Source organism: Candidatus Edwardsbacteria bacterium (assembly GCA_031082425.1).
Classification (GTDB): domain Bacteria; phylum Edwardsbacteria; class AC1; order AC1; family EtOH8; genus UBA2226.
This window is the reverse complement of sequence record JAVHLB010000016.1, coordinates 1-23,434: the sequence shown is the minus strand read 5'-3', so window position 1 is coordinate 23,434 and position 23,434 is coordinate 1. Positions and strand designations below refer to the sequence as shown.

Genomic DNA, 23,434 nt, shown 5'->3' with positions numbered 1-23,434 from the left:
GGGGGATATGCCAAGGCTGATCGCCCACGTGGATATGGACTGCTTTTATGCGGCGGTCGAAGTGCTGGATGATCCGGCTTTAAGGGGTCGGCCGGTGATAGTGGGGGCCGATCCCCAGGGGGGCAAGGGGCGCGGCGTGGTGTCGGCGGCGTCATATGAGGCCCGGAAATTCGGGGTGCATTCGGCCATGCCGGTCTCCCGGGCCTTTGCGCTGTGCCCCAGAGGTATCTTTCTGCCGGGACGGATGGGACGATACTCCGAAATATCCGATAAAATCATGGAAATACTTGAAGGCTTCACTCCGCAGATCGAGCAGATCTCGGTGGATGAAGCCTTTCTGGATCTGAGCGGCTGCCGGAGGCTTTTCGGAGAGCCCCGGGAGATCGCCCGGAAGATAAAGGGGGCCATAAAGGGCCAATTATCCCTTACCGCCTCGGTCGGCATGGGGTCCAATAAATTGGTGGCCAAGATCGCCTCCGACCTTGAGAAACCGGACGGGCTGGTGATTGTTCCCCAGGGCGGAGAGAGGGAATTTTTGTCCCCGATGCCGGCGGGGAAGCTATGGGGCGTCGGTCCGAAGACGGCGGACCGGTTAAAACAGATGGGTGTCGAAACCATCGGCCAGCTGGCGGGATATGACCCCCAGCGGCTGGAGGCTGTTTTCGGCAGAATGGGAGGCTACCTCCATGAACGGGCCAACGGCATTGACGGCGATCCGGTCAGCCAGGGAGATCAAGCCAAGTCCATGGGGCGGGAGCACACTTACGACGAGGATACCGGTAGCAAAGAAGATATCCATAGAACGCTTTTGACCCTGTCCGAGCAGGTGGCCGCTTCCCTGAGGGCCCAAGGGGCAAAAGGAAGGACCATCACCCTCAAACTGAGGTACCAGGACTTCGAGACCCATACCTACGGCCGGACTCTGGAAGCCGCGGTTGACAACGCCATCGAGATCAATGCCATAGCCCGGACGCTTTTCGACAAGAACTGGCAGTCTTTCCGCAAGATCAGGCTGATAGGTGTGTCGGCCTCCAATCTGAATCAGGGGGAGGACCAACTGGGCCTGTTCGACGATCCCAAAAATAAGATCAAGAATGAGAAGCTGGACAAGGCGGTGGATGAAATAAGGGAGAGATACGGCAGGAAGGCGGTCAAAAGGGCGGGGGAGATGTAGCTTAAAATTTATTTGACGGAATATTTATAAGCTAAGATCGCCGCGCCGACAGCTCCGGCTGCGGGACCGATTTTAGTTTTTCTTATTTTAAGGCCTTTGGCATTATACGGCATCACTCTTTTGATCATCTCCTGCCTGGCCGGGTCTATCAAAAGCCTTCCGGCCTGGATCACTCCGCCGCCCAGCACTATCACCTGGGGATTGAAGATGTTGGCAATGCTGGCCAGGGCGACACCCAGTATCTTCCCGGTTTCGGCCAAGGTACTGACTGCGGCCGGTTGGTCTTTTCTAGCCATCAGGGCTATCTGGGCAACGGTGAGGCTTTTGATTTTGGTGGTTTTGTCGATCCTATGATATCTAGCTAATATTGCATCGGTGCCGATCATCGCCTCCAGGCAGCCGTGATTGCCGCATTTGCATAAAGGACCGTCCATCTTGACCGTCATGTGCCCCAATTCCCCCGCCCCGCCGTGGGATCCGGTCACCAGCCGGCCGCCGATAATTATCCCCCCGCCCACTCCGGTGCCGATGGCCAGCCCCACCACCTCCGAATACCCTTTGGCCGCCCCAATGGTATATTCGGCGGCCACCAGGCAGTTGACGTCATTCTCTATCAGGATCGGCAGGCCGCCCCCGGGCATCCGGTCTGTGATCAATTTGAGCAGGGGAACCGATCCCTGCCAGCCGGGAAGATTGGGGGAATTGCGAACCACGCCATTCTCCACCAGCCCGGCCGAGCCGATTCCCAGGGCGGTTATTTTGTGCCGGGACTTAACCGCGGCGGCCAGGTTGTCCTTGATCGAAGAAACGATGTTGTCGACCACCCGGGAGACGCCCGATCCGGCCTGGGTCGGTATCTGGCCCTGGGTGATGATCTTATTACGGACCGGATCGAATATGACGGATTTGATGTTGGTCCCGCCCAGGTCCAGCCCCAGAATTGCCTTTCTCATGATCTCCAATCCACTGTGTTTCCCAAAGGGTATCATAATCCCACAATAATATCAAGCAGATATTGCCTGACCGGAGGCGGCCTTTTTAACTTGACTTGAAGATTTTATTTAAGGTAAAATGACGGGTGGTTTGAAATACCGTATTGAAGAAAAACCCGGCATTATAACATTACCGGGGTTCACATATCAAAACTGAGATGGGATCGTATGGGAAAGATACCTGAAAAATACCAATTCGACCAAATAGAAAAAAAGCTGATGCAGCGCTGGCTGGAGGAGAAGATATACCACTGGGACCAAACCCGGGGGAGAGAGGAGACCTTTGTGGTGGATACCCCGCCGCCCACGGTAAGCGGTTCTCTGCATGTGGGGTCGGCCTTCGGCTACATCCAGCAGGATGTGATCGTCCGCCAGAGAAGGATGAGGGGCTTTAACATTTTCTACCCCATGGGCTGGGATGACAACGGGCTTCCCACCGAGCGGCGGGTGCAGAACTTCTACAATGTCCGATGCAACACCCATCTGCCTTACCAGCCCGGCTTCAAACCCAAAAATGATAAGAAATCGCATCCCGAGGAGATCAACCGGGACAATTTCATCGAACTGTGCCACAATGTAACCGGGGAGGACGAAAAGGTCTTCAAACAGCTGTGGCAGCATTTGGGTCTGTCCATAGACTGGCAGCTGGAATACGCCACCATCGATGATCTCTGCCGGAGAACCTCGCAGTTATCCTTTGCAAAGCTTTTCAAAGATGGCCATGTCTACTCCATGTTTGCCCCCCATCTGTGGGATGTGGATTTCCAGACGGCCGTCTCTCAAGCCGAGGTGGAGGACCGGAACATGCCGGGTTTCTTTCACAACATCAGATTCGGAGTGGAGGGTGATTCGACAGGCTCATCACAAGCGGCATCTTTTGTCATCGCCACCACCAGGCCGGAACTGCTGGCCTCCTGCGTGGCGGTGATCGCCCACCCCGAGGATGAAAGATATAAAGCCCTTTTCGGCAAAAAGGCTGTCACCCCGCTGTTCCGCGTCCCGGTGCCGATCATCGCCAACGACAAGGCCGACCCGGAAAAGGGCACCGGGATCCTGATGGTCTGCACCTTCGGCGATGTGATGGACGTCGAATGGTGGCGCCAGTACAAACTCCCCCTCAGACAGACCATAGGCCGCAACGGCCGGATGATGCCGGTCCAATTCGGCCCCCAGGGTTGGGAAAGTCTGAATGCCGGCCAGGCCAATGAATTCTACGGACAGCTCTCCGGCAAGAACATCAAGCAGGCGCAGGCAGCAGTAGTGGAACTGCTGAGGAATGCCGATACCGAGGCTCTCTCTGGCTTAGGCGCTCCACTACAGGGAGATCCCAGGCCTATAGAGCATCCGGTAAAGATGTATGAGAAGGGCGAGCGCCCTTTGGAGATAATTCCCACCCGCCAGTGGTATATCCGGATAATGGACAAGAAAGAGGCCCTGATAGAGCAGGGCAACAAGATCAAATGGCATCCCGATTTCATGAAGGTTCGCTATGAGAACTGGGTGCAGGGATTGAACCAGGATTGGTGCGTCAGCCGTCAGCGGTATTTCGGGGTGCCGTTCCCGGTGTGGTACAAGCTGGATCCGGAAGGCAATCCCGATCACGAGAATCCCATTCTGGCCGATGAAAAAATGCTGCCCACCGATCCCCAGTCGCACCCCGCACCGGGATTCGATGAAAGCCAGAGGGACAAGCCCAACGGATTCACCGGCGACCCCGATGTGATGGATACCTGGGCCACCAGTTCCATGACCCCCCAGATCGCCAGCCACTGGGCACTGGGTGACGGAAGGCACCAGAAGGTCTTTCCCATGGACATCCGGCCCCAGGGGCCGGAGATCATCCGGACCTGGGCCTTCTACACCATCGTCAAGGCCTATCTTCATGAGAACCGGATACCCTGGCATAACGTGCTGGTCAACGGCTGGATACTGGACCCCGACCGCAAGAAGATGTCCAAGAGCCACGGCCAAGCGATAACTCCGGAACACCTGTTGCAGCAGTATTCCTCGGACGGCGTCCGGTACTGGTCGGCCAAGGCCCGTCTGGGGGTAGATACCGCCTATGACGAGGCTTTGTTTGCCAACGGCAAGCGGCTGGTCACCAAACTGTACAACGCTTCCAAGTTTGTGGCCGGTCACCTTCTGAACCAGGACCTGTCATCGCTTACCACGGATAAGGTCATCGAGGAACTGGACCGCAGCTTCCTTGACCACTTGCTGCAGGTTGTCACCAAAACAGGAAAGCATTTCGATAATTTCGAATATGCCGATGCCCTGCAGTACACCGAATCGTTCTTCTGGGAGAAGTTCTGTGATAATTATCTGGAATTGGTAAAGGTCCGGGCCTATCAGGAGGAGATGACCCCGGGAAAGATCTCGGCCCTGGCCACCCTGAAATTCACCCTGTCGGTATTGCTGCGGCTGTTCGCCCCGTTCATCCCCTTCTTCACCGAGGAGGCCTGGGGCTGGATATTCGCCTCGGACCAAGGCCGGGACAGATCGATACACACTTCGGCCTGGCCCGAGGAGAAGGAGTTCTCCGGCGTGGCAAAACCAGGGGTGAACGACGCCTTCGGAGCGGCCATGGAGGTGCTGTCCGCGGTCCGCAAGACCAAGAGCGAGGCCAAGGTCAGCGTCAAAACGCCTCTGAAGGGTCTATCGATATCAGGAAACGAGGAGGATATAAAGGTCATAAAACTGATCTGGAACGATCTGCTGCAGACGGCCGGGGCCCGGGAGGCCGAAACCTCCTTTGCCAAACCGGCAGCCGGCAGGTTCGAGATCAAAGCGGAGCTCTAACTAAAAAGGAGTAAAATGAAAAAGGCGTTGCTGGTCGTTGGACTAGGTCTTTTATTGACCGGCTTGGCCATGGGCGGGACACAAAAGACCGCCATCTCGGTGATGGACCTCAATACCTCTTCGGGGCTTTCACCGAAGGAGCTGTCCCTGCTGACCGACAAGCTGCTGAACAGCCTGGTGGAATACCGGGTTTACCATGTGGTGGAAAAATCCAAAAGAGATGAAATACTAAAAGAACAGGGCTTCCAGATGACCGGGGCCTGCAGCGAAGCCTCCTGCCTGGTGGAGGTCGGACAGCTGCTGGGGGCCCAGAAGATGATCGGCGGCACCATCGGCAAACTGGGCACAATCTATGTGGTCGAATTGCGGATGATAGACATCCAGACCGGGGGCATAGACCTGTCGTTTTCCCGCAACTACGGAAAGATAGCCGACCTGTTGACCGCCATGAAGGAGGCGGCCGAGATATTCTCCTCCTGGAAGCCGGGTGCCGGACAATCTGCCAAGCCGGGCGGGATTTTTGTGATCACCGAGCCCGATGGGGCCAAGATAATGGTGGACGGGCAGGAACATAACGGCCTGACCCCGAATCTGATATATCCCCTATCCGAGGGGCTGCACCAGGTTTCGTTGGTGAAGGAGGGCTACAGCCTGTTTTCCACCAGCCGGCTGGTAAGCATCGGGAAGGTGGACACCATCAACGCCCCGCTGATGAGCCTGGCCGGCAAACTTAAGATCAAGACCGATCCGGCCGGGGCCAAGCTGTACCTGAACAAGAAATACCAGGGGATCGTTACTGAACAAGGCATAACCATAGATGACCTGACGGATTCCTTGTATCAGATAAAGGCCACCAAGTGGGGGTATAAGACCTATAATGCGAAATTAATCCCCACACCCGGCCGGGAGACAAAGATCGACGCCAAAATGCCGCTCCGGCGCTGGAAGATTAACTTTTGTTCGTTCGATTTTGTGAAAACCCTTGTTTCCAGTGCCGAGGATGTTGCCACATTCGCCTCCTATAGTGCCACTACCCAGACCATGTCTGTCACTGAAGATGATTTCGTGGGCAGCGGATTGGGGGGCGGGGCGGGGGTGGGCTTTGCCCTCAACCGCAATATTACCCTGGGACTGATGTACCAGTTCCGGATCTATCCGGATGCGATCGAAAAGAACCTCTCCTCCGACTGGTATTCGACCACGATGCAGTCCGAGGACCTGGAAATAAATTTCACCTCCCACACCCCGCTGGTCAATCTGGCGGTGGCGGTACCCTGGGGACGGTTGGAACCCTACGGCGAGATCAGGTATGGGGCCATCAGCTTCTCGGCCAAGGCCGACGGAGAATATTATATCCAGTATATGTCACGTCCATCAGTGGACAGCGCCTATACCATTGACAGCACCATTACCAGAACAATCGACGACAAGGTGGTATACCGGACCCTTCAGGTGGGCGGAGGCTTTTTATTCTGGCTGAAGCCGGACCGGGAGGCCTTGAGGGTCTACTGGATGTATTCCAGGGACAGTTTTGAGGATTTTTCAATGCCCGGATCACAGCAGGAGATCGACCTGAAGGCCTCGGGTCTGCAGTTCGGCTGCGGCTTTACGGTTCATTTTTAATACATTGTAAACCGGACAACAGAAAAGCCCCGATGAGTTAATCATCGGGGCTTTGATAACATGGCGGAACATTACTCCGCAACAGCCAGTCTTTGTCCGGAATTTAACAGACTTTTGGAAAGCCATCTGAATACGGCAGCCAGGCCATTGAATAGGTGAAGTGAAAACAGACCCAAAACCAGTCCGATGGCGGTCAAACTTAAGGCCTGAGGCATGGTGCTGATGGCTCCCCAGGGCAGTTCATAATCCACGAATCTGTATATGAACGGAGCGATTATCAGAACTCCGGAAACGCCGGCCAGGGTGAAGGTAACAATAAAGGAGGCAACGCCTAACGGTGCCTTCAATAAAAGGTAAACCAACCCCTTCCAGGTATATTTGCTGGAGAGCCGGGAGATGATCCAATTCCAGAAGCCGTTGGCTTCGGTCCACCTAAGCGGCCGGTCGGCCTGGACGGCCGCTTTTAAAAGCCATCTGGCCTGAAACCCCTCAAACCGGGCAAAGATCCTCCAGGAGAACATGGTCAGCAGCAGGAATGGCAGGCCGATAAATAAGTATAGCAGGCCCAGGCCGATGGAGAATCCGGTGATCAGATATACAAAATAGAAGATCCCCAGGGGGAAGGCCAGCAAGAGGTACAGGATATTCAGATACGAACCGGGCTTCAAACCGACGCCCAGGATGTTTTTCAGGCCCGTTGACAGGTCCTTCATGATGGTCTCCTTTTTGTTGCTATTCACCTTAAATTACGGATTGCCGGGCTAAAAGTTACATATTATTTTAAACTCACCGGAAAGATACCTCAACAAGTAAACAGCCTTCTTGCTTCCTGGTTCGGCTTCTATAAACCGAAGCCTTATCTCTTGACAAAAGGCCTTAAAATTTGTATACTTACCAATCTGATTAAAGGATATTATGGCAAAAAAAACTGATAGGCGGCCAGCCGCCAAATATGAGGCGGTCAGCAAGGAATCCGCCCCGGAGACCCCCATCGGCTTTACCAGGGTAAATTATGTTTTGTTCGCCGCTGCTGCCGGGCTGATCCTGTTGGGCTTCCTGTTCCTTTCCAGTCCCACATTTGGCGGCGGTTTCCCGTTCGTTCACCCCTTTAAGGGCGGGATCAACGGATGGCTTACCATGAACGCGGCCCCGGTGCTGCTGGTGCTGGGATACTGCGTGGTGATCCCGATCGCGATCATAAAGAAATAATTCAATATAATAAAATTTAGGACCACGGTCTAGCGGATGCAGTAAAAATCTGCAAAGGCTCCTACCGTGGTTTATTGTTGGGTATGGAAAGAATAAGACTGGGCGTAAATATCGATCATGTGGCCACCCTGAGGCAGGCCAGAAGGTCCCTTCAGCCGGACCCGGTGTGGGCCGCGGCCGTGGCCACCCTGGCCGGGGCCGACGGCATAACGGTGCATCTGCGCTCCGACCGCCGCCATATCCAGGACCGGGACGTCCAGCTGCTTCGCCAGACGGTCAACACCCATCTCAACGTGGAATTGGCGGCCGATGACGAAATGGTTGCCTTGATGACCGATATCAAGCCCGATGCGGTGTGCCTGGTGCCTGAGAAACCAGGCGAGATAACCACCCAGGGGGGGCTGGACCTGCAAAAGGCCGGGGACCGGGTGGCCCGGGCCGCCAGACAGCTGAAGGCGGCCGGGATATCGGTGACCTGCTTCATCGAGCCGGACGACAAACAGGTCAAACTGGCCCGAAAACTGGGGGCCGATGCCATAGAGATCAACACCAACGCTTTTTCCCAGGCCCGGGTGGATGGGATGCAAAAGGAGGCCGCCCGGGTGGCCCAGGCCGCCAAGCTGGCCCAAAAACTGGGTCTGAAAGTGCACGCCGGGCACGGGCTTGATTATTTTAATCTGCTTCCCGTGGTCGGAATTCCCCAGATAACCGAACTGAACATCGGGCATGCCATCATCGCCCAAGCGGTGCTGGTGGGTCTGGATAGGGCGGTTCGCGACATGAAAGCGCTTTTGGAAAGGTAGCCATGCCTGCTGGCAGCATCAAGAAAAAAATCGCCGATAAAAAGATCGGGGTCCTGATGGGCGGGCGTTCCGGGGAACGGGAGGTGTCCCTGCGCTCCGGCAGGAATGTTCTGGCATCCCTGAAACGGCAGGGATTCAAAGCGGTGGGCATCGATGTGGGAACCGATGTGGCCAAAAAGCTGGCGGCCCAAAAGATAGAGCTGGCTTTCATCATCCTGCACGGCCGGTACGGCGAGGATGGCACCATTCAGGGGCTTCTGGAGATGATGGACATTCCCTACACCGGGTCGGGGGTGCTGGCTTCGGCCCTGGCCATGCACAAGGGCTACAGCAAAAAAATATTCAAGGAGCAGGGGATCCCCACCCCGGAATTTTTATGGATCGATCGGGGCGACGACCCGGCCCGGGCCGCCCAACAGGCCCAGGAGGAACTGGGACTGCCGCTGATAATAAAGCCGCTGGAGGAGGGCTCTTCCATCGGGGTTTCCATCGTCAAGAACCACCGGGAGGCTGTGTCGGGTTTCAAGAAGCTGCACCGCAAGTACGGCGGGTTGATCGCCGAGCGGTTCATATCGGGCATGAATATCACCACCGGCATTCTGGGCAACGGCCAAAAAGCCAAAGCCCTGCCGATCCTGGAGCTGGTTCCCAAAAACGAATTCTACGATTTCCAGGCCAAATACACCAAGGGGATGACCGAGTTCATCATACCGGCCCGCCTGCCAGGCAGCCTTTACCGCCGGGCCCAGGAGACGGCTTTGGCCGCCCATCATACGTTGGGCTGTCACGGCTGGTCCCGGGTGGATGCCATAGTGGACCGGGCTGGGACCCCGTACATTTTGGAGGTTAACACCCTGCCGGGGATGACCGACCTGTCCGACCTTCCGGCCGAGGCCAAGGTGGCCGGTCTGAGCTATGATGAGGTGGTGCTGACGATCCTAGCCAGCGCAAAAATCTAAATTACAGACAACAAGTCCTTTGCGAGACATACCACTGAGACACGGTACTATTCAAAAACCTTAAACCCCATCTTGTCCATTAGTATTATTCCGAAGATTCAGTGTTTCCGTGGTTAAAAATACTTTTGCAGATATCCCATACCGTAAAAATAACCATCACATAATGACATTAGGAGGAAACCAACATGCCAGTCCCCAAGAGAAAACATTCCAATTCGCGCACCGGGAAACGCCGGGCCAACTGGAAGCTGACCGCCCCCAACCTGGTGAAGTGCTCCCACTGCCACCAGTCGCGGATGCCCCACCGGGCCTGCCCCTACTGCGGATATTACGGGGGCCGGGAGATCGTCAGCATCAAAGAAGTTTAATTTTTTATTAAAATAAAATGGCACCCAAGGCTAAAAATACCGGGGCCAGGCCGGCGGATGCCGGGCATTCCCCAGACAAACGGAACCGCGGCAAAAAGGCCAAGGAGATAACCACCGGAGGAAAGCTGGGGCTGGAGAACCTGCCGGATGGAGGTTATGACGGTCCGGTCAGGATCGTGGTGGATGCCATGGGCGGCGACAACGGGGTGGTGCCCAACATCCTGGGGGCCATCGAGGCCGCCAGGATCGGCCGGGGCAAATTCCAGGTGATACTGGTAGGCGATACGGTGGCCATCAAGACCGAGCTGGCCGCTGGCATCGGAGAAAAGGAATACCAGGAGGAGGATCTGGAGAAATACGGGGTCAAGCTGGTGCATGCCTCCCAGAGCATAGGTATGCACGAAACCCCCACCGAAGCCCTGCGCAGCAAGCGCGATTCCTCCATCTCGGTCGGCCTGCGCCTGCAGAAGAAGGGGGAGGCCGAGGGTTTCATATCGGCCGGGAACACCGGAGCGGTGATGGGCGCCTCGCTTTTTGAACTGGGGCGGATCGAGGGGGTCTCCCGCCCGGCCATCGCCACCTTCATGCCCACTGAGCTGGGAGGCTGCATCGTGGTGGATGCCGGGGCCAACCCCGACTGCAAACCCCACTATCTGCTGCAGTTCGGCATGATGGGTTCGTCGTTCGCCCATTACGTCTTCGAGAAGCCCGATCCCAAGGTGGGGCTGCTTTCGGTGGGCGAGGAGTCCACCAAGGGCGATGAGCTGACTCAAAAATCCCACCTGCTGCTGGCGGACAGCGGATTGAACTTCATCGGCAACATCGAGGGCAAGGACATCCTCAAGGGCACCGCCGACGTGGTGGTCTGCGACGGGTTCGTGGGCAATGTCATCCTGAAATTCGCCGAGAGCGTGGTCCGGATGTTCTACGGCTCCATCAAGCGCTACGTCTATACCAATATCTTCGGCAAGATCGGGGCCCTGCTGTTGAAGCCCGCCCTGAGGAAATTTGCCAAGGACCTGGATTACGAGGAATACGGAGGGGCCCCGCTGCTGGGGGTCAACGGGGTGTGCATCATCTGCCACGGCCGTTCCACCGCCAAGGCCATCAAGAACGCCGTTCTGGTGGCCCACCGCTGCGTCTCCCACCGGGTGAACGACCATATCAAGCACCAACTTTCCAATTATGCAAAGGAAGTTAAAAAATGAAATATGCGGCCATTCTGGGGACCGGGCATTTCGTCCCCGAGAAGATATTGACCAACGCCGACCTGGAGAAGATCGTCGAAACCACCGATGAGTGGATAACCCAGCGCAGCGGCATAAAGGAACGGCATGTCTCGGATGAGAAAACGCCCACCTCGAAATTATGCATCGAGGCGGCCCGGCGGGCGCTGGAAGCGGCCAAAATGAAACCCGAGGAGCTGGATTTTATCATCATCGGGACCATCACCCCCGACATGATGTTTCCCTCCACCGCCTGCCTGGTCCAGGCTGCCCTGGGCGCCAAGCAGGCCGCGGCGTTCGATCTGGCGGCCGGCTGCACCGGGTTCATCTACGGGCTGGAGCTGGCCCGCTCCCTGATAACGGCCGACCCCAGAAGAAAGATACTGGTGATCGGGGCCGAGGAACTGACCAAGATCACCGACTGGACCGACCGCGGCACCTGCGTGCTGTTCGGGGACGGGGCCGGGGCGGCGGTGCTGGGGGCGGTGGACGAAGACCGGGGGATCCTGGGAACCTACCTGGGGGCCGACGGCAACCTGGGAGACCTGCTTTACATGCCCGGCGGAGGCTCGCTCAATCCGGCCAGCCACCAAACGGTGGATGAGAAAATGCACGTGGTAAAGATGGCCGGCAACAAGGTGTTTCCCCATGCCGTCCGCAACATGCTGGAAGCGTCCATGAAGGCCATGGAGAGCGCCGGGGTCACCAAGGACCAGCTGAATCTGCTGATCCCGCACCAGGCCAACATCCGCATCATCGAGGCCATCGCCGAGCGGCTGGGGGCCGGAGCGGATACGGTCTATGTCAACATTCAGAAATACGGCAACACTTCGGCGGCCTCCATTCCCATCGCATTGGACGAGGCGGTGCGGGAGGGCCGGATCAAAAAGGGCGACCTGGTGATGCTGGTGGCCTTCGGGGCCGGTTTCACCTGGGGAGCGGTGCTGATCAGATGGTAGGCTTTTATAAAGAATATTGAATATAGAATTAGGAATATAGAAGGCCGGTCATTGTGAGGAGGCATCGTTGCGGGACTGACGAAGCAATCCAATTTTGTTATAAAGAGAATCATCAATATCCGCGTAAATCTGTGTCCAATTTAAAAGGAATTAATGAATATGTCAAAATTAGCTTTTATATTCCCCGGACAGGGCGCCCAGTATGTGGGCATGGGAAAGGACCTGTACGACAACCATCCCATGGCCAAGGAGACCTACGAGAAGGCCAACGAGGCCCTGAAGTTCGACATCACCAAGATCTGCTTCGAGAGCACCCCGGCCGAACTGCGAATGACCCACAACGCCCAGCCGGCCATCCTGATCCACTCCATCGCCGCCTTCAGGCTGATGGAGAAGGATGGCATCAAGTTCGATTACACCGCCGGGCACAGCCTGGGCGAGTATTCCGCTTTGGTGGCGGCCGGGGCCGTAGCCTTTGAGGACGCAGTCAGATTAGTACGCATCCGCGGTTCGCTGATGGCCATCTCCGGCGACATCCAGCCCGGCACCATGGCGGCCATCATCGGTCTGGAGCCCAGGGAGGTGGAAAATATCTGCCACCAGGCCCGGGAGGCCGGCATCGTGGAGGCCGCCAATTTCAACTCGGCCGAGCAGACGGTGATCTCCGGCGAGGTCAGGGCCATAGAGAAGGCCATGGAGCTGGCCAAGGCCAAGGGGGCCAAGCGGGCCGTCCAGCTGGAGGTCTCAGGCGCCTTCCACTCGGAGCTGATGGACATCGCCCAATACGGGATGAGGCGGGCGCTGAACCAGATCACGATCAAAGAGCCGGCCTGCCCGGTGATAGCCAATGTTTCGGCCGAGCCGGTCCACAGCCCGGCCACCATCAAGGAACTGCTGATAGAGCAGGTGAAGAAGCCGGTGCGCTGGGAGGAGTCCGTTAAAAAGATGTCCGAGCTGGGCGTGACCACTATGATAGAGTGCGGCCCCGGCCGGGTGCTGAAAGGTTTGATCAAGCGGATCGCGCCCGAGGTCAACGTGCTGAACGTGGAGGACAGCAAGACCTTGGCGGAGACGATGGAAGCGCTGAAGAAGTAATAATTCGGTTTTCATGTGTATATTCTCAGAAAAACAAAAGCATATTTTCCCATAATGTCTCGAAAGAAAATAAATAAGGTTCATCTTACGAAACTGCAGATTTTTGCTTTAGTTGCTTGGCTTGTTATAGCAGTAATGCTTACTTATGACTTCATAATAGAATCATTTAAAATTGAGACTTATGTTTTATCCATGGTGATTACTACGGGCTTATGTTTAACAGCTTGGGGTTTATTCTTGTTTCCAATCGATTGGTATGGGATTTTTAGGGGGAAATTGAGGAAGCCATACAATATAGATAATTCAAAAGAAAATAGAAAAGAAAAGTGAAATTATTTTGATATGTTACTAAAAGATAAAAACGCCATCATAACCGGCTCGGCCCAGGGCATAGGAAAATCAATAGCCCTGGCGCTGGCCAAGGCCGGGGCCAACATCGTGGTCAGCGACGTCAACCTGGAGGAGGCCGAGAAGACCGCCAAGGAGATCGAGACCCTGGGCGTAAAAGCCATAGCCATCAAATGCAATGTGGCCGATGCCAATGAGGTCGCGGAGCTGATCAAGAAAACGCAAGAGACATTTGGCACTATTGACATTTTGGTCAATAATGCCGGCGTCACCCGCGACAACCTGATGATGCGGATGGAGGAAAAGGACTGGGATCTGGTGCTGGACATCAACCTGAAGGGTGCTTTTCTGATGACCAAGGCAGTGTCCCGGATCATGATGAAACAGCGCCAGGGCCGGATAGTCAACATGTCATCGGTCATCGGCGTGATGGGCAATGCCGGGCAGTCCAACTACGCGGCCTCCAAGGGGGGCCTGATCGCCTTCACCAAATCCACCGCCAAGGAGTTTGCCTCGCGCAACATCACCTGCAACGCCATCGCCCCGGGCTTCATCGAGACCGCCATGACCGCCAAGCTGACCGACGAGGTCAAGGAGAACTACAAGAAGGGCATCCCGCTGGGCCGGATGGGCAGCGTGGACGACGTGGCTAACGCGGTGATGTTTTTGGTCTCGGAGCAGGCTTCTTATATAACCGGCCAGGTGCTGCATGTGGACGGCGGTCTGGTGATGTAGTTTTGGCGAACCGCAAAGCCGCTAAGTTCGCTAAGAATTATCAAATATGATCTTTGCGTGCTTCGCGTCTTGGCGGTAAATCAAGGATTATGGTAGAACTATGATAAATGTTTATATTGTTTCGATTATGAAGAAAGCAAATTGATATTAACCAATCATTTCATTAATAACAAAAAGGAGGTGAAACAACAATGGCAGTAATCGACGATGTCAAAAAGATCGTTATCGATCGTTTGGGAGTTGAGGCTTCGCAGGTGACCATGGAGGCTTCTTTCATCGAAGACCTGGGTGCCGATTCACTGGACACCGTGGAGCTGGTGATGGCCCTGGAGGAGAAGTTCGGGATGGAGATCCCGGATGATGAGGCCGAGAAGCTGACCACAGTAGGCGGCGCGGTCGGGTATATCGAAAAGAAGATGGCCGAGAAATAGAGCAAAGCCGTCATACTGAATAAAAACGGGGGCGTCCGAAAATGGCGCCTCCGTTCCGAAGAAACAATCATCTTGAAGAAAGATTTAAAGTATATGAAAAGAAGGGTAGTAATAACCGGAATGGGGGTGGTTTGCCCCATCGGCAATACCTTGGATGAATTCTGGGCCGGGCTGAAGGAGGGCAAAAACGGGGTAGGCAAAATAACCCGTTTCGACACCTCCCGGCATACCGCCCAGATAGCCGGGGAGGTCAAGGATTTCGATCCGGCGGCATACATGGACCGCAAGGAGCTGCGCCGGATGGACCGCTACACCCATTACGCCATGGCGGCAGCCAAGATGGCGGTGGAGGACTCCGGCCTGAAGATCGAGGGCGAGTTCGCCGAGCGGGTGGGGGTGATCATCGCCTCCGGCATCGGCGGCACCGAGACCTGGGAGGCCCAGCACCAGAAACTGCTGGAATCCGGGCCGGACAAGGTCTCCCCGTTCTTCGTGCCGATGATGATCTCCGACATCGCGGCCGGTTATGTGTCCATCGCCCATGGAGCCAAGGGACCCAACTACGCCACGGTCTCGGCCTGCGCTTCGGCCGGCCATGCCATTGCCGATGCTCTGCGGATCATCCAGACCGGCGACAGCGAGGCCATGATCTGCGGCGGGGCCGAGGCCCCGATAACCCCGCTGGCCCTGGCCGGGTTCTGCGCCTTAAGGGCCCTCTCCACCCGCAATGACGATCCGGAGCATGCCTCCCGTCCCTTTGACAAGGACCGCGACGGTTTCATCATGGGCGAGGGATCGGGCATCGTCATTCTTGAGGAGCTGGAGCATGCCCGGGCCCGCGGCGCCAAGATCTATGCCGAACTGTGCGGCACCGGCGCCACTGCCGACGCCCACCACATCACCGCTCCGGCTCCCGGGGGAGAGGGCGCGGTGAGGGCCATGAGAACGGCCATCAAGAACGCCGGACTGAGACCGGAGGATATTAGCTATATCAACGCCCACGGCACCTCCACCGACCTGAACGACAAGTACGAGACGGCGGCCATAAAAACGGTGTTCGGAGAGCAGGCCAAAAAGCTGGCGGTGTCCTCCACCAAATCCATGACCGGACACCTGCTGGGAGCGGCCGGCGGCGTGGAGCTGATCGCCACCGCATTGTGCATAATGCACCAAACCATTCACCCCACTATCAACTACGCCACGCCGGACCCGGAGTGCGACCTGGATTACGTGCCCAACAAGGCCCGGCCGGCCGAGGTCAAGGCGGCCCTTTCCAACTCTTTCGGGTTCGGAGGGCACAATGTATGCCTGGCGGTAAGAAAATTCGAGCAGTAAGATTTGTTTAAAAAGATTTTCCCCCATCTCAAGAGAAAGCTGCTTCCCGGCCACCGCAAGGAGGCGCTTAACAGGATAGAGGCCCGGCTGGGCTGGAGGATCAGGGACCAGGAGCTCTTCCTCCAGTCGCTGAGGCACCGGTCGGCGTCCTCCACCCATCTGGAATCCAACGAGCGGATGGAGCTGCTGGGGGATGCGGTGCTGGGGCTGCTGGTCTGCGAATATCTCTACCACACCCGGCCCCGGGACGACGAGGGCAAGCTGACCGAGATAAAATCGCTGGTGGTCAGCAAGCGGATCCTCTCCCAGGTGGCCCGGGAACTGGGGGTGGGCGAGATGCTGGAGCTCTCCCGTGAGGAGCTGGCCTCCGGCGGGCGGTCCAAGGACTCCATCCTGTGCGATGCTTTTGAATCGCTGATCGCCGCCTATTACCTGGACTCCGGATTGGGGGCGGTGCGTAAATTCCTGGAGAAAGGGTATTTCTGGCGGATAGAACATCTGATATCCAGCGATTCCTATCGCAATTACAAGGGGCTGCTCCAGGAATATCTGCAGTCGCATAACATAACCCAGGCGGTGCGCTACAACCTTAAGGCCGAATCCGGCCCCAAGCACAACCGGATGTTCGAGGTGGAGCTCAAGATCGGTCGCAAGCGTTATGGAATAGCCTGGGGAGCCAGCAAGAAAGAGGCCGAACAGTCGGCGGCCCAGCAGACCATCGAGAAACTGAAGACCGAGAACGGCGGGCGATAACCAGTCTGGCCGTTATGAACGTGCAACCAGATCTGTAAATAACGACAAAATATTAGGAGTTGCCATGAATTATTTCTTCACTGATGAACAACAGATGATAAAGGACCTCTGCCACAAGATCGGGGTGGAGAAGATAAAGCCGGTGCGGGAACACCATGACGTCAGCGGAGAGTTCCCCTGGGATATAGTCAAAGTGCTGGCCGACGCCGATATCTGCGGGGTCTACATTCCCGAGGCCTACGGTGGCCTGGGCGGCGGAGTGATGGAGATGGTGGTGGCCACCGAGGAGCTGTCGCGCTACTGTGGCGGCATCTCCCTGGCCTTTGCCGCCACCGGACTGGGCACCTTCCCCATCATCCTGTTCGGCACCGAGGAGCAGAAGAAGAAATACCTGCCGGACATTGCCAAGGGCAAGAAGCTGGCGGCCTTCGGGCTGACCGAGGCCAATGCCGGATCGGATGCCGGAGGCATCCAGACCACCGCGACCAGGGACGGCGACCACTTCGTGCTGAACGGCACCAAGCAGTGGATCACCAACGGCGGCGAGGCCGAGATCTATTCGGTGGTGGCCCTGACCGACCGCACCAAGGGCAGCCGCGGGGCCACCGCCTTCATCGTGGAGAAGGGCACCCCCGGCTTCTCCTTCGGCAAGAAGGAGAACAAGATGGGCATCCGGGCCTCGATCACCAGCGAGCTGGTGTTCGACAACTGCCGGGTGCACAAGGACCAGATCCTGGGCAAGGAGGGGATGGGATTTCTGGTGGCCATGGGCACCCTGGACCGGACCCGGCCCGGGGTGGCCGCCCAGGCCCTGGGGATTGCCCAGGGGGCCCTGGACGAGGCGGTGAAGTATTCCCGGGAGAGGGTGCAGTTCGGCAAGCCGATCTCGGCCTTCCAGGGGGTGCAGTTCATGCTGGCCGACATGGCCATGAAGCTGGAGGCCGCCCGGGCCCTGGTCTATGCCACCGCCCGGACCATAGACTCCGGCGAGAAGAAGTTCGCCAAGGAGAGCGCCATGTGCAAGTGCTTCGCCTCCGATGTGGCCATGGAGGTGACCACCAATGCGGTCCAGGTGCTGGGCGGCTACGGCTATATGAAGGAATACCCGGTGGAGAAGATGATGCGCGATGCCAAGATCACCCAGATCTACGAGGGCACCAACCAGATCCAGCGGGGCGTTATCGCCTCCAACCTGATCAAGGAGGCGGCGGGAAGCAGGGAATAATTCCCTAAAACTTAAAACCCCGGCGTAAGCCGGGGTTTCTTATTGACTTCTGTGGATTTGAATGCTAATATTCATGCCATCAAATGTAATTTTCAATACAAGGAGAGGTATGAACTCAAATAGCCGATTCCAAGCTCTTGTTTTCGTTGCCATTCTGCTGCTGTCCGGCCGAAATCTCTGCCTGGCCGACGGCGGGGAGGTGGATACCCCCGATGACAAATCCACCATAAGTTCTCCGATCTATTCCAACAGCGAGGCCATATCCGATAATCCTTTGAACCGGGTGACCAATGAAAGTCCTGAGAAAATAATGGCCTTTTATAAAAAGACCCTGGGCCCCTATGATATTATCGAGCCTTTTACCGATGAGCCGAATTTCCGGAAGGGTTTTTCGGTGATCTACCGGGCCCACTATAAGAGCAAGCCCCAGAATGAACTGACGGAGCTGACCCGTTTGATGGTGGCCATGACAGATTCCATTGGTTTTAAAAAGCGGACCAGGGGCTATGAATACATGATACCCCAGCCTTTAGCTCAATTAAAGGGTCTGATCGGCCGCTACGGCCACACCCAGGCCGATTACGAGCAGCTTTTCAACCAATATCAGTGGCTGCGTTTCGTCCAGTTCTGGGCTCCGGGCACCGATGGGTCATTGATCATCAAAAAATACCACGACCAGGTGTTCGGCGCCGGCCCGGGCGCTCCTCCCAAGGAGAAGTCCGGCGACGCCGCCCGGAAGGCGGACCTGGAGGCCAAGAAGAAAAAAATGAAGGAGTTGAAGAAATCCGGCGATATGGCCGCCATGATGGCCCTGGCCCAGGAGATGCAGGAGGGATATGCCCAGACCGGAGCCGGGGAGCAGGCCCGGCAGATGCAGGACCAGGCGATGGAGGGCATGCAGAAGGACAGTTGGAACGACTGGGTGGCCTGTCTCAAGGAGATGGCTCCCGCCGCCCGCTGGATCAGGCTGGAATACAATTCAGCCGTCATCTGGTGGATGGATGGCCAGGATTTCTGGAAGCAGTCCAGGGCAACCATAAATAAAAAATAATGGAATGGCAAGCCAACGCCCCCCGGCATTTCTGCCGGGGGGCGTTGATATTCAATATCTCAGAAGGCGGCTCCCAACGGCAGGTACTGCAATTTGATCCCGGCCATCCAGCCCCGGCTGGCTTCCTGCGAAAGGAACAACCCCGGAGTGATCCCCTTATATTTCAACAGGCCGGGGTAGACATTCATCCGGAATCGGCTCTCCGGGATCCCGGTAAGTATCACCGAGCACATCAGCGAGTTGTTGAGGTCATAAAATGCTCCGGCCCGTAATGCCAGCCTGGCGGTCAGGGCACTTCCTGCCTGGTCCTCCTGGGCCGGGGTCAGTTCCTTTACCGTGAAACCCAGGCCCAGGGAGAGAGATCTTTCCCGGTCGATCTTACGGGACAGGCCGGCCACCGCATTGAGGCCGAAATGGGAAAAAGCCTTCCAGCGTTTGTCTCTGGTCAGAGGGTATTTCATCACGTAGAACTGCCCCATGTTCTCCAGGTTGCGACTGTGAAAATCATAGGCCGGCGGATTGGACCATTCGGCCAGCTCCAGTTTTTGGGAGAAAAACCGGCAGATGCTCTCATTTGAAAATAGGGCAATACCCAGGGGATCGAACACGTACAGGTCGGCGATGGCATCGACCGTGATCTCTGTATTATTCCGGTTCTCCACCATCTCCGAAAGCAGGTGATAGGCGGTCATGGTCAAGGCCGAACTTATGGCCGGGTGCGGGAAGCGGCGGTGCCGGTACCACTCCATGGTGGCCCGGTAATGCATGCCGGCCCCCAGAGTGTGCAAAAAATAATTGGGGAAGAATTGCTGTTTTTCGATGTTCAGGCTGGTGGGGAAGATCTCGGTGGAAAGAAAACGCTTCCAGCCGAATTGGTCGATGGTATTGATCGGGTGCCCGATATATCCCCAAAGGGTTTTCCACCATGACCGGTAAGGATATTCGAAAACCTGCCGATCGGTGTAATTGGGTATCTGCAGGACACCATAGCCGCCGTTGATGATCACATTCAGGGGGTCATAGTTGGCCTGGCTGCCGTAGGGCAGGCCCCGGTAGAAATAATAGGCGGTATCCTGGGCCCGGCCAAGGGAAGGGACGGCCAGAAGGATAAAAACAAATACCGGCAGCATCGGCCGATATTTGAATATTTTGCTGGTTCGGGTCATTTGGAAAAAGATCACATTTCTTTCTTCAGGTACTGTCCGGTATAGGACCTGGCATGGGCGGCCACCTTCTCCGGGGTGCCCTGGACCACGATGGAGCCGCCCTGGTCGCCGCCCTCCGGCCCCAGGTCGACGATCCAGTCGGCCGATTTGATGACGTCCAGATTGTGCTCGATGACGATCACGGTGTTGCCCTTGTCCACCAGCCTCTGCAGCACGGTCAGCAGCATCTTGACATCCTCGAAATGCAGGCCGGTGGTGGGCTCGTCCAGGATGTACAGGGTCTTGCCGGTGGCTATCTTGGAAAGCTCCCCGGCCAGCTTGACCCGTTGGGCCTCGCCACCCGACAGGGTGGTGGCCGATTGTCCCAGATGGATGTAACCCAATCCGACGTCGGCCAGGGTCCTCAGCTTGCGGTGGATCTTGGGGATGGCCTCGAAGAACTCCAGGGCCTGGTCCACCGTCATCTCCAGCACCTCCGAGATATTCTTGCCCTTGTAGGCCACCTCCAAGGTCTCCCGGTTGTAGCGCTTGCCCTTGCAGACCTCACAGGGCACGTAGACATCCGGCAGGAAGTGCATCTCGATCTTGACGATCCCGTCGCCCTCGCAGGCTTCGCAGCGTCCGCCTTTGACGTTGAAGGAGAAGCGGCCCACCTTGTAGCCCCGCAGTTTGGATTCCTGGGTCAGGGCGAACAGCTCCCGCAGGTAGGTGAACAGCCCGGTGTAGGTGGCCGGGTTGGAGCGGGGGGTGCGTCCGATGGGCGACTGGTCGATGTTGATGACCTTGTCCAGGTTATGCAGGCCCTCGATCTTGCGGTGTCTCCCCGGCTGGGTGCGGGAGCGGGTGAATTTTTGGGCCAGGGCCCGGTAAAGGATATCGTTGACCAGGGTGCTTTTGCCGGAGCCGGAGACCCCGGTGACGCAGATCAGCCTGGCCAGGGGGAACTCCACGTCAATGTCCTTTAAATTATTCTCCGAGGCCTGGCGCACGGTCAGGCTCAGGCCGTTTCCCTTGCGCCGTCTGGCCGGGGTGGGGATATGCCGCTTTCCGGCCAGGTACTGTCCGGTCAGCGATGATTTGGTCTGCATGATCCTGGCCGGGGTGCCCTGGGCCACGATCTCGCCCCCGGCGGTCCCGGCCCCGGGACCCAGGTCCACGATGTGATCGGCCGCCAGCATGGTCTCCTTGTCGTGCTCCACCACCAGGACGGTGTTGCCCAGATCCCGCAGTTTGGTCAGAGTGTTGAGCAGCCGGATGTTGTCCCGCTGATGCAGTCCGATGGAGGGCTCGTCCAGCACGTAGAGCACCCCGGTCAGCGAGGCCCCGATCTGGGTGGCCAGGTGGATCCGCTGGGCCTCGCCTCCGGCCAGCGACTCCGAGGAACGGTCCAGGGTCAGGTAGTCCAGGCCCACGTCCACCAGAAAGCCCAGGCGGGCATTCAGCTCCTTCAGTATCTGGCGGCTGATGGTCCGGTCCTTGTCCGACAGATCCAGCCCGTTGCTGAAGAATTTTTTGGCCTGCTTTACCGACATCCGGGAGATATCGTTGATGTTAAGTTCCAGCACCTTTACCGCCAGGGTCTCCGGCTTCAGCCGGGCTCCGTTGCAGGCGGGGCAGGGCAGGATGGACATGTATTTCTCGATCTCGTAGCGGATGTAGTCGGATTCGGTCTCCTTGTAACGGCGCATCAGGTTGGGGATGGCCCCCTCGAATCTTTTGGAGAACTGGTAGATGTTCTGGTTGTTCTCCGATTCGTAGCGCACCTGGATCTCCTTGTCGGTCCCGTACAGCACCGTCTGGCGGGCCTTGGGCGGCAGGTCTTTCCACGGCAGGTCCAGGGAGAATTTATAGGTCTTGGACAGGGCCTCCAGCTGGGTGCCTATCCAATGCCCCATGGGATCGCCCCAGGCCATCACCGCGCCCTCGTTGATGGTCAGGTCGGGATTTGGCACCAGGGCTTCGGGGTCGATCTCCATCTTGGTGCCCAGCCCGGAGCAGGCCGGGCAGGCCCCGAAGGGGCTGTTGAAGGAGAACATCCGGGGGGTCATCTCGGCAAAGGAGAATTTGCAGTCGGGACAGGACAGCTTTTCGCTGTAGATCTGTTCATCTTTATCGTCGAAGATCACGGTGACCAGGCCGTCGGCCAGTTTCAAGGCGATCTCCAGTGAGTCGGCCAGCCGCTTCTGCGACTTGGGTCCTATTGTCAGCCGGTCCACCACCGCTTCGATCTGGTGCTTCTTGTTCTTATCCAGGGCCGGGGCCGCTTCGATCTCATGCAGTTTGCCGTCCACCCGGACCCGGACGAAGCCCTCCCGGCGCATCTTGTCGAAGATGTCCTTGTATTCCCCCTTGCGCCCCCGCACCAGCGGGGCCAGTAATTGGACCTTGGCGCCCTCGGGCCGGGTCAAAATGTCGTCGGTGATCTGCTGGACGGTCTGGGAGGTGATGGGGCGGCCGCAGTGGGGGCAGTGGGGTTGGCCGATCCGGGCGAACAATAATCTCAGATAATCGTGGATCTCGGTGACCGTGCCCACGGTGGAACGGGGGTTTTTGCTGGCCGCGCGCTGTTCGATGGCGATGGCCGGGGAGAGGCCGTCGATAAAATCCACGTCGGGCTTCTCCATCAGCCCCAAAAACTGGCGGGCATAGGCCGAGAGGGATTCCACATAGCGGCGCTGGCCCTCGGCGTAGATGGTGTCGAAGGCCAGGGAGGATTTGCCGGAGCCGGACAGGCCGGTGATCACCACCAGCTTGTCGCGGGGGATCTCCAGGCTGATGTTTTTTAAGTTGTGCTCCCGGGCGCCTTTTATTATCAGTTTGTCGCGCATAAGCTTATAAAATTTCCAATATCAAAATCATTAATAAATACAAAGACTTGATCTAATACAAGCAGTCATATTACCTCACAAACTCATTTTGGCTATCTTGTCATTCCCGAGGAATCGGGAATCCAATAAAACGCTGGATTCCGGGTCAAGCCCGGAATGACAACCTGTTAAAAGTATTGGCAACCGACAAGTATAACAGCTTTTTATTTAAGTGTCAATTAGGCATAAAAAATCAGTAGAAATTCAAACACATAGTTGTTATCATAACCAGGTAATTATTTTGCTTGACAATCATAAACTATTTAATTACAATAATTAACAAGATATTTGTGTACAGTAACGCAATATATAAAGA

The 23,434-nt window shown here is 56.7% G+C and carries 21 protein-coding genes; 17 read left to right on the top strand and 4 right to left on the bottom strand.

The window, feature by feature from the left end; translation table 11 throughout:
• Window positions 1–7 precede the first annotated feature (7 nt).
• On the top strand, window positions 8–1,174 hold the full coding sequence (gene dinB, locus RDU76_11745; GenBank protein MDQ7799594.1) for a DNA polymerase IV: 1,167 nt from the start codon (window positions 8–10) through the stop codon (window positions 1,172–1,174).
• A gap of 8 nt (window positions 1,175–1,182) precedes the next feature.
• Here dinB and RDU76_11740 read toward each other — a convergent pair whose 3' ends face one another.
• Window positions 1,183–2,127, bottom strand: coding sequence for an ROK family protein (locus tag RDU76_11740; protein MDQ7799593.1), 945 nt, complete (start codon window positions 2,125–2,127; stop codon window positions 1,183–1,185).
• 207 nt (window positions 2,128–2,334) lie between these two features.
• Here RDU76_11740 and valS point away from each other — a divergent pair, with 207 nt between their 5' ends.
• Window positions 2,335–4,965 (top strand): valine--tRNA ligase, encoded by a 2,631-nt coding sequence (gene valS, locus RDU76_11735; protein MDQ7799592.1) that lies wholly within the window; start codon window positions 2,335–2,337, stop codon window positions 4,963–4,965.
• 15 nt (window positions 4,966–4,980) lie between these two features.
• Window positions 4,981–6,588, top strand: coding sequence for a PEGA domain-containing protein (locus RDU76_11730; protein MDQ7799591.1), 1,608 nt, complete (start codon window positions 4,981–4,983; stop codon window positions 6,586–6,588).
• A 71-nt stretch (window positions 6,589–6,659) separates the two neighbouring features.
• On the opposite strand, the gene RDU76_11725 is transcribed toward RDU76_11730, so the two are convergent.
• A complete protein-coding gene (locus tag RDU76_11725) occupies window positions 6,660–7,301 on the bottom strand; it encodes a sensor domain-containing protein (GenBank protein MDQ7799590.1) in 642 nt (213 codons plus the stop codon).
• Window positions 7,302–7,503: 202 nt separating this feature from the next.
• On the opposite strand from RDU76_11725, the gene RDU76_11720 reads away from it, so the two are divergent.
• The 14 genes from RDU76_11720 (at window position 7,504) to RDU76_11655 (ending at window position 19,085) form a co-directional block, all read left to right on the top strand.
• Window positions 7,504–7,797 (top strand): DUF3098 domain-containing protein, encoded by a 294-nt coding sequence (locus RDU76_11720; GenBank protein MDQ7799589.1) that lies wholly within the window; start codon window positions 7,504–7,506, stop codon window positions 7,795–7,797.
• An 83-nt stretch (window positions 7,798–7,880) separates the two neighbouring features.
• Entirely contained in the window at window positions 7,881–8,600 is a 720-nt protein-coding gene (locus tag RDU76_11715) for a pyridoxine 5'-phosphate synthase (GenBank protein ID MDQ7799588.1), read from the top strand.
• 2 nt (window positions 8,601–8,602) lie between these two features.
• Complete coding sequence (locus tag RDU76_11710; protein ID MDQ7799587.1) at window positions 8,603–9,559, top strand: D-alanine--D-alanine ligase; 957 nt, start codon at window positions 8,603–8,605, stop codon at window positions 9,557–9,559.
• Window positions 9,560–9,744: 185 nt separating this feature from the next.
• Entirely contained in the window at window positions 9,745–9,927 is a 183-nt protein-coding gene (rpmF, locus tag RDU76_11705) for a 50S ribosomal protein L32 (protein MDQ7799586.1), read from the top strand.
• Window positions 9,928–9,944: 17 nt separating this feature from the next.
• Complete coding sequence (gene plsX / locus RDU76_11700) at window positions 9,945–11,135, top strand: phosphate acyltransferase PlsX (protein MDQ7799585.1); 1,191 nt, start codon at window positions 9,945–9,947, stop codon at window positions 11,133–11,135.
• Complete coding sequence (locus RDU76_11695) at window positions 11,132–12,112, top strand: beta-ketoacyl-ACP synthase III (protein MDQ7799584.1); 981 nt, start codon at window positions 11,132–11,134, stop codon at window positions 12,110–12,112. Before plsX ends, RDU76_11695 begins: the two co-directional genes overlap by 4 nt.
• 159 nt (window positions 12,113–12,271) lie before the next feature.
• The gene (fabD, locus tag RDU76_11690; protein MDQ7799583.1) at window positions 12,272–13,207 is read left to right on the top strand and encodes an ACP S-malonyltransferase; all 936 of its coding nucleotides are present in this window, start codon (window positions 12,272–12,274) and stop codon (window positions 13,205–13,207) included.
• Between the two features lie 54 nt (window positions 13,208–13,261).
• Window positions 13,262–13,537 carry a hypothetical protein gene (locus RDU76_11685; GenBank protein ID MDQ7799582.1) on the top strand — a complete coding sequence of 92 codons (276 nt, stop codon included), beginning with the start codon at window positions 13,262–13,264 and terminating at the stop codon, window positions 13,535–13,537.
• A gap of 12 nt (window positions 13,538–13,549) precedes the next feature.
• Window positions 13,550–14,290: a 3-oxoacyl-[acyl-carrier-protein] reductase gene (gene fabG / locus RDU76_11680; GenBank protein ID MDQ7799581.1), complete on the top strand. Its 741-nt coding sequence runs from the start codon at window positions 13,550–13,552 to the stop codon at window positions 14,288–14,290.
• A gap of 191 nt (window positions 14,291–14,481) precedes the next feature.
• Window positions 14,482–14,721: an acyl carrier protein gene (locus RDU76_11675; GenBank protein ID MDQ7799580.1), complete on the top strand. Its 240-nt coding sequence runs from the start codon at window positions 14,482–14,484 to the stop codon at window positions 14,719–14,721.
• Between the two features lie 93 nt (window positions 14,722–14,814).
• Window positions 14,815–16,056 (top strand): beta-ketoacyl-ACP synthase II, encoded by a 1,242-nt coding sequence (fabF, locus tag RDU76_11670; protein MDQ7799579.1) that lies wholly within the window; start codon window positions 14,815–14,817, stop codon window positions 16,054–16,056.
• Window positions 16,057–16,059: 3 nt separating this feature from the next.
• Window positions 16,060–16,809: a ribonuclease III gene (rnc, locus tag RDU76_11665; GenBank protein MDQ7799578.1), complete on the top strand. Its 750-nt coding sequence runs from the start codon at window positions 16,060–16,062 to the stop codon at window positions 16,807–16,809.
• Between the two features lie 64 nt (window positions 16,810–16,873).
• Window positions 16,874–18,034 carry an acyl-CoA dehydrogenase family protein gene (locus tag RDU76_11660; protein MDQ7799577.1) on the top strand — a complete coding sequence of 387 codons (1,161 nt, stop codon included), beginning with the start codon at window positions 16,874–16,876 and terminating at the stop codon, window positions 18,032–18,034.
• A 109-nt stretch (window positions 18,035–18,143) separates the two neighbouring features.
• Window positions 18,144–19,085, top strand: coding sequence for a hypothetical protein (locus RDU76_11655; GenBank protein MDQ7799576.1), 942 nt, complete (start codon window positions 18,144–18,146; stop codon window positions 19,083–19,085).
• 59 nt (window positions 19,086–19,144) lie between these two features.
• Here the strand turns inward: RDU76_11655 and RDU76_11650 are convergent, their stop codons facing one another.
• Together RDU76_11650 and uvrA are read right to left on the bottom strand one after the other, a co-directional pair.
• The gene (locus RDU76_11650) at window positions 19,145–20,251 is read right to left on the bottom strand and encodes a hypothetical protein (protein ID MDQ7799575.1); all 1,107 of its coding nucleotides are present in this window, start codon (window positions 20,249–20,251) and stop codon (window positions 19,145–19,147) included.
• A gap of 11 nt (window positions 20,252–20,262) precedes the next feature.
• Window positions 20,263–23,079 (bottom strand): excinuclease ABC subunit UvrA, encoded by a 2,817-nt coding sequence (gene uvrA, locus RDU76_11645; protein ID MDQ7799574.1) that lies wholly within the window; start codon window positions 23,077–23,079, stop codon window positions 20,263–20,265.
• Between the last annotated feature and the right edge of the window lie 355 nt (window positions 23,080–23,434).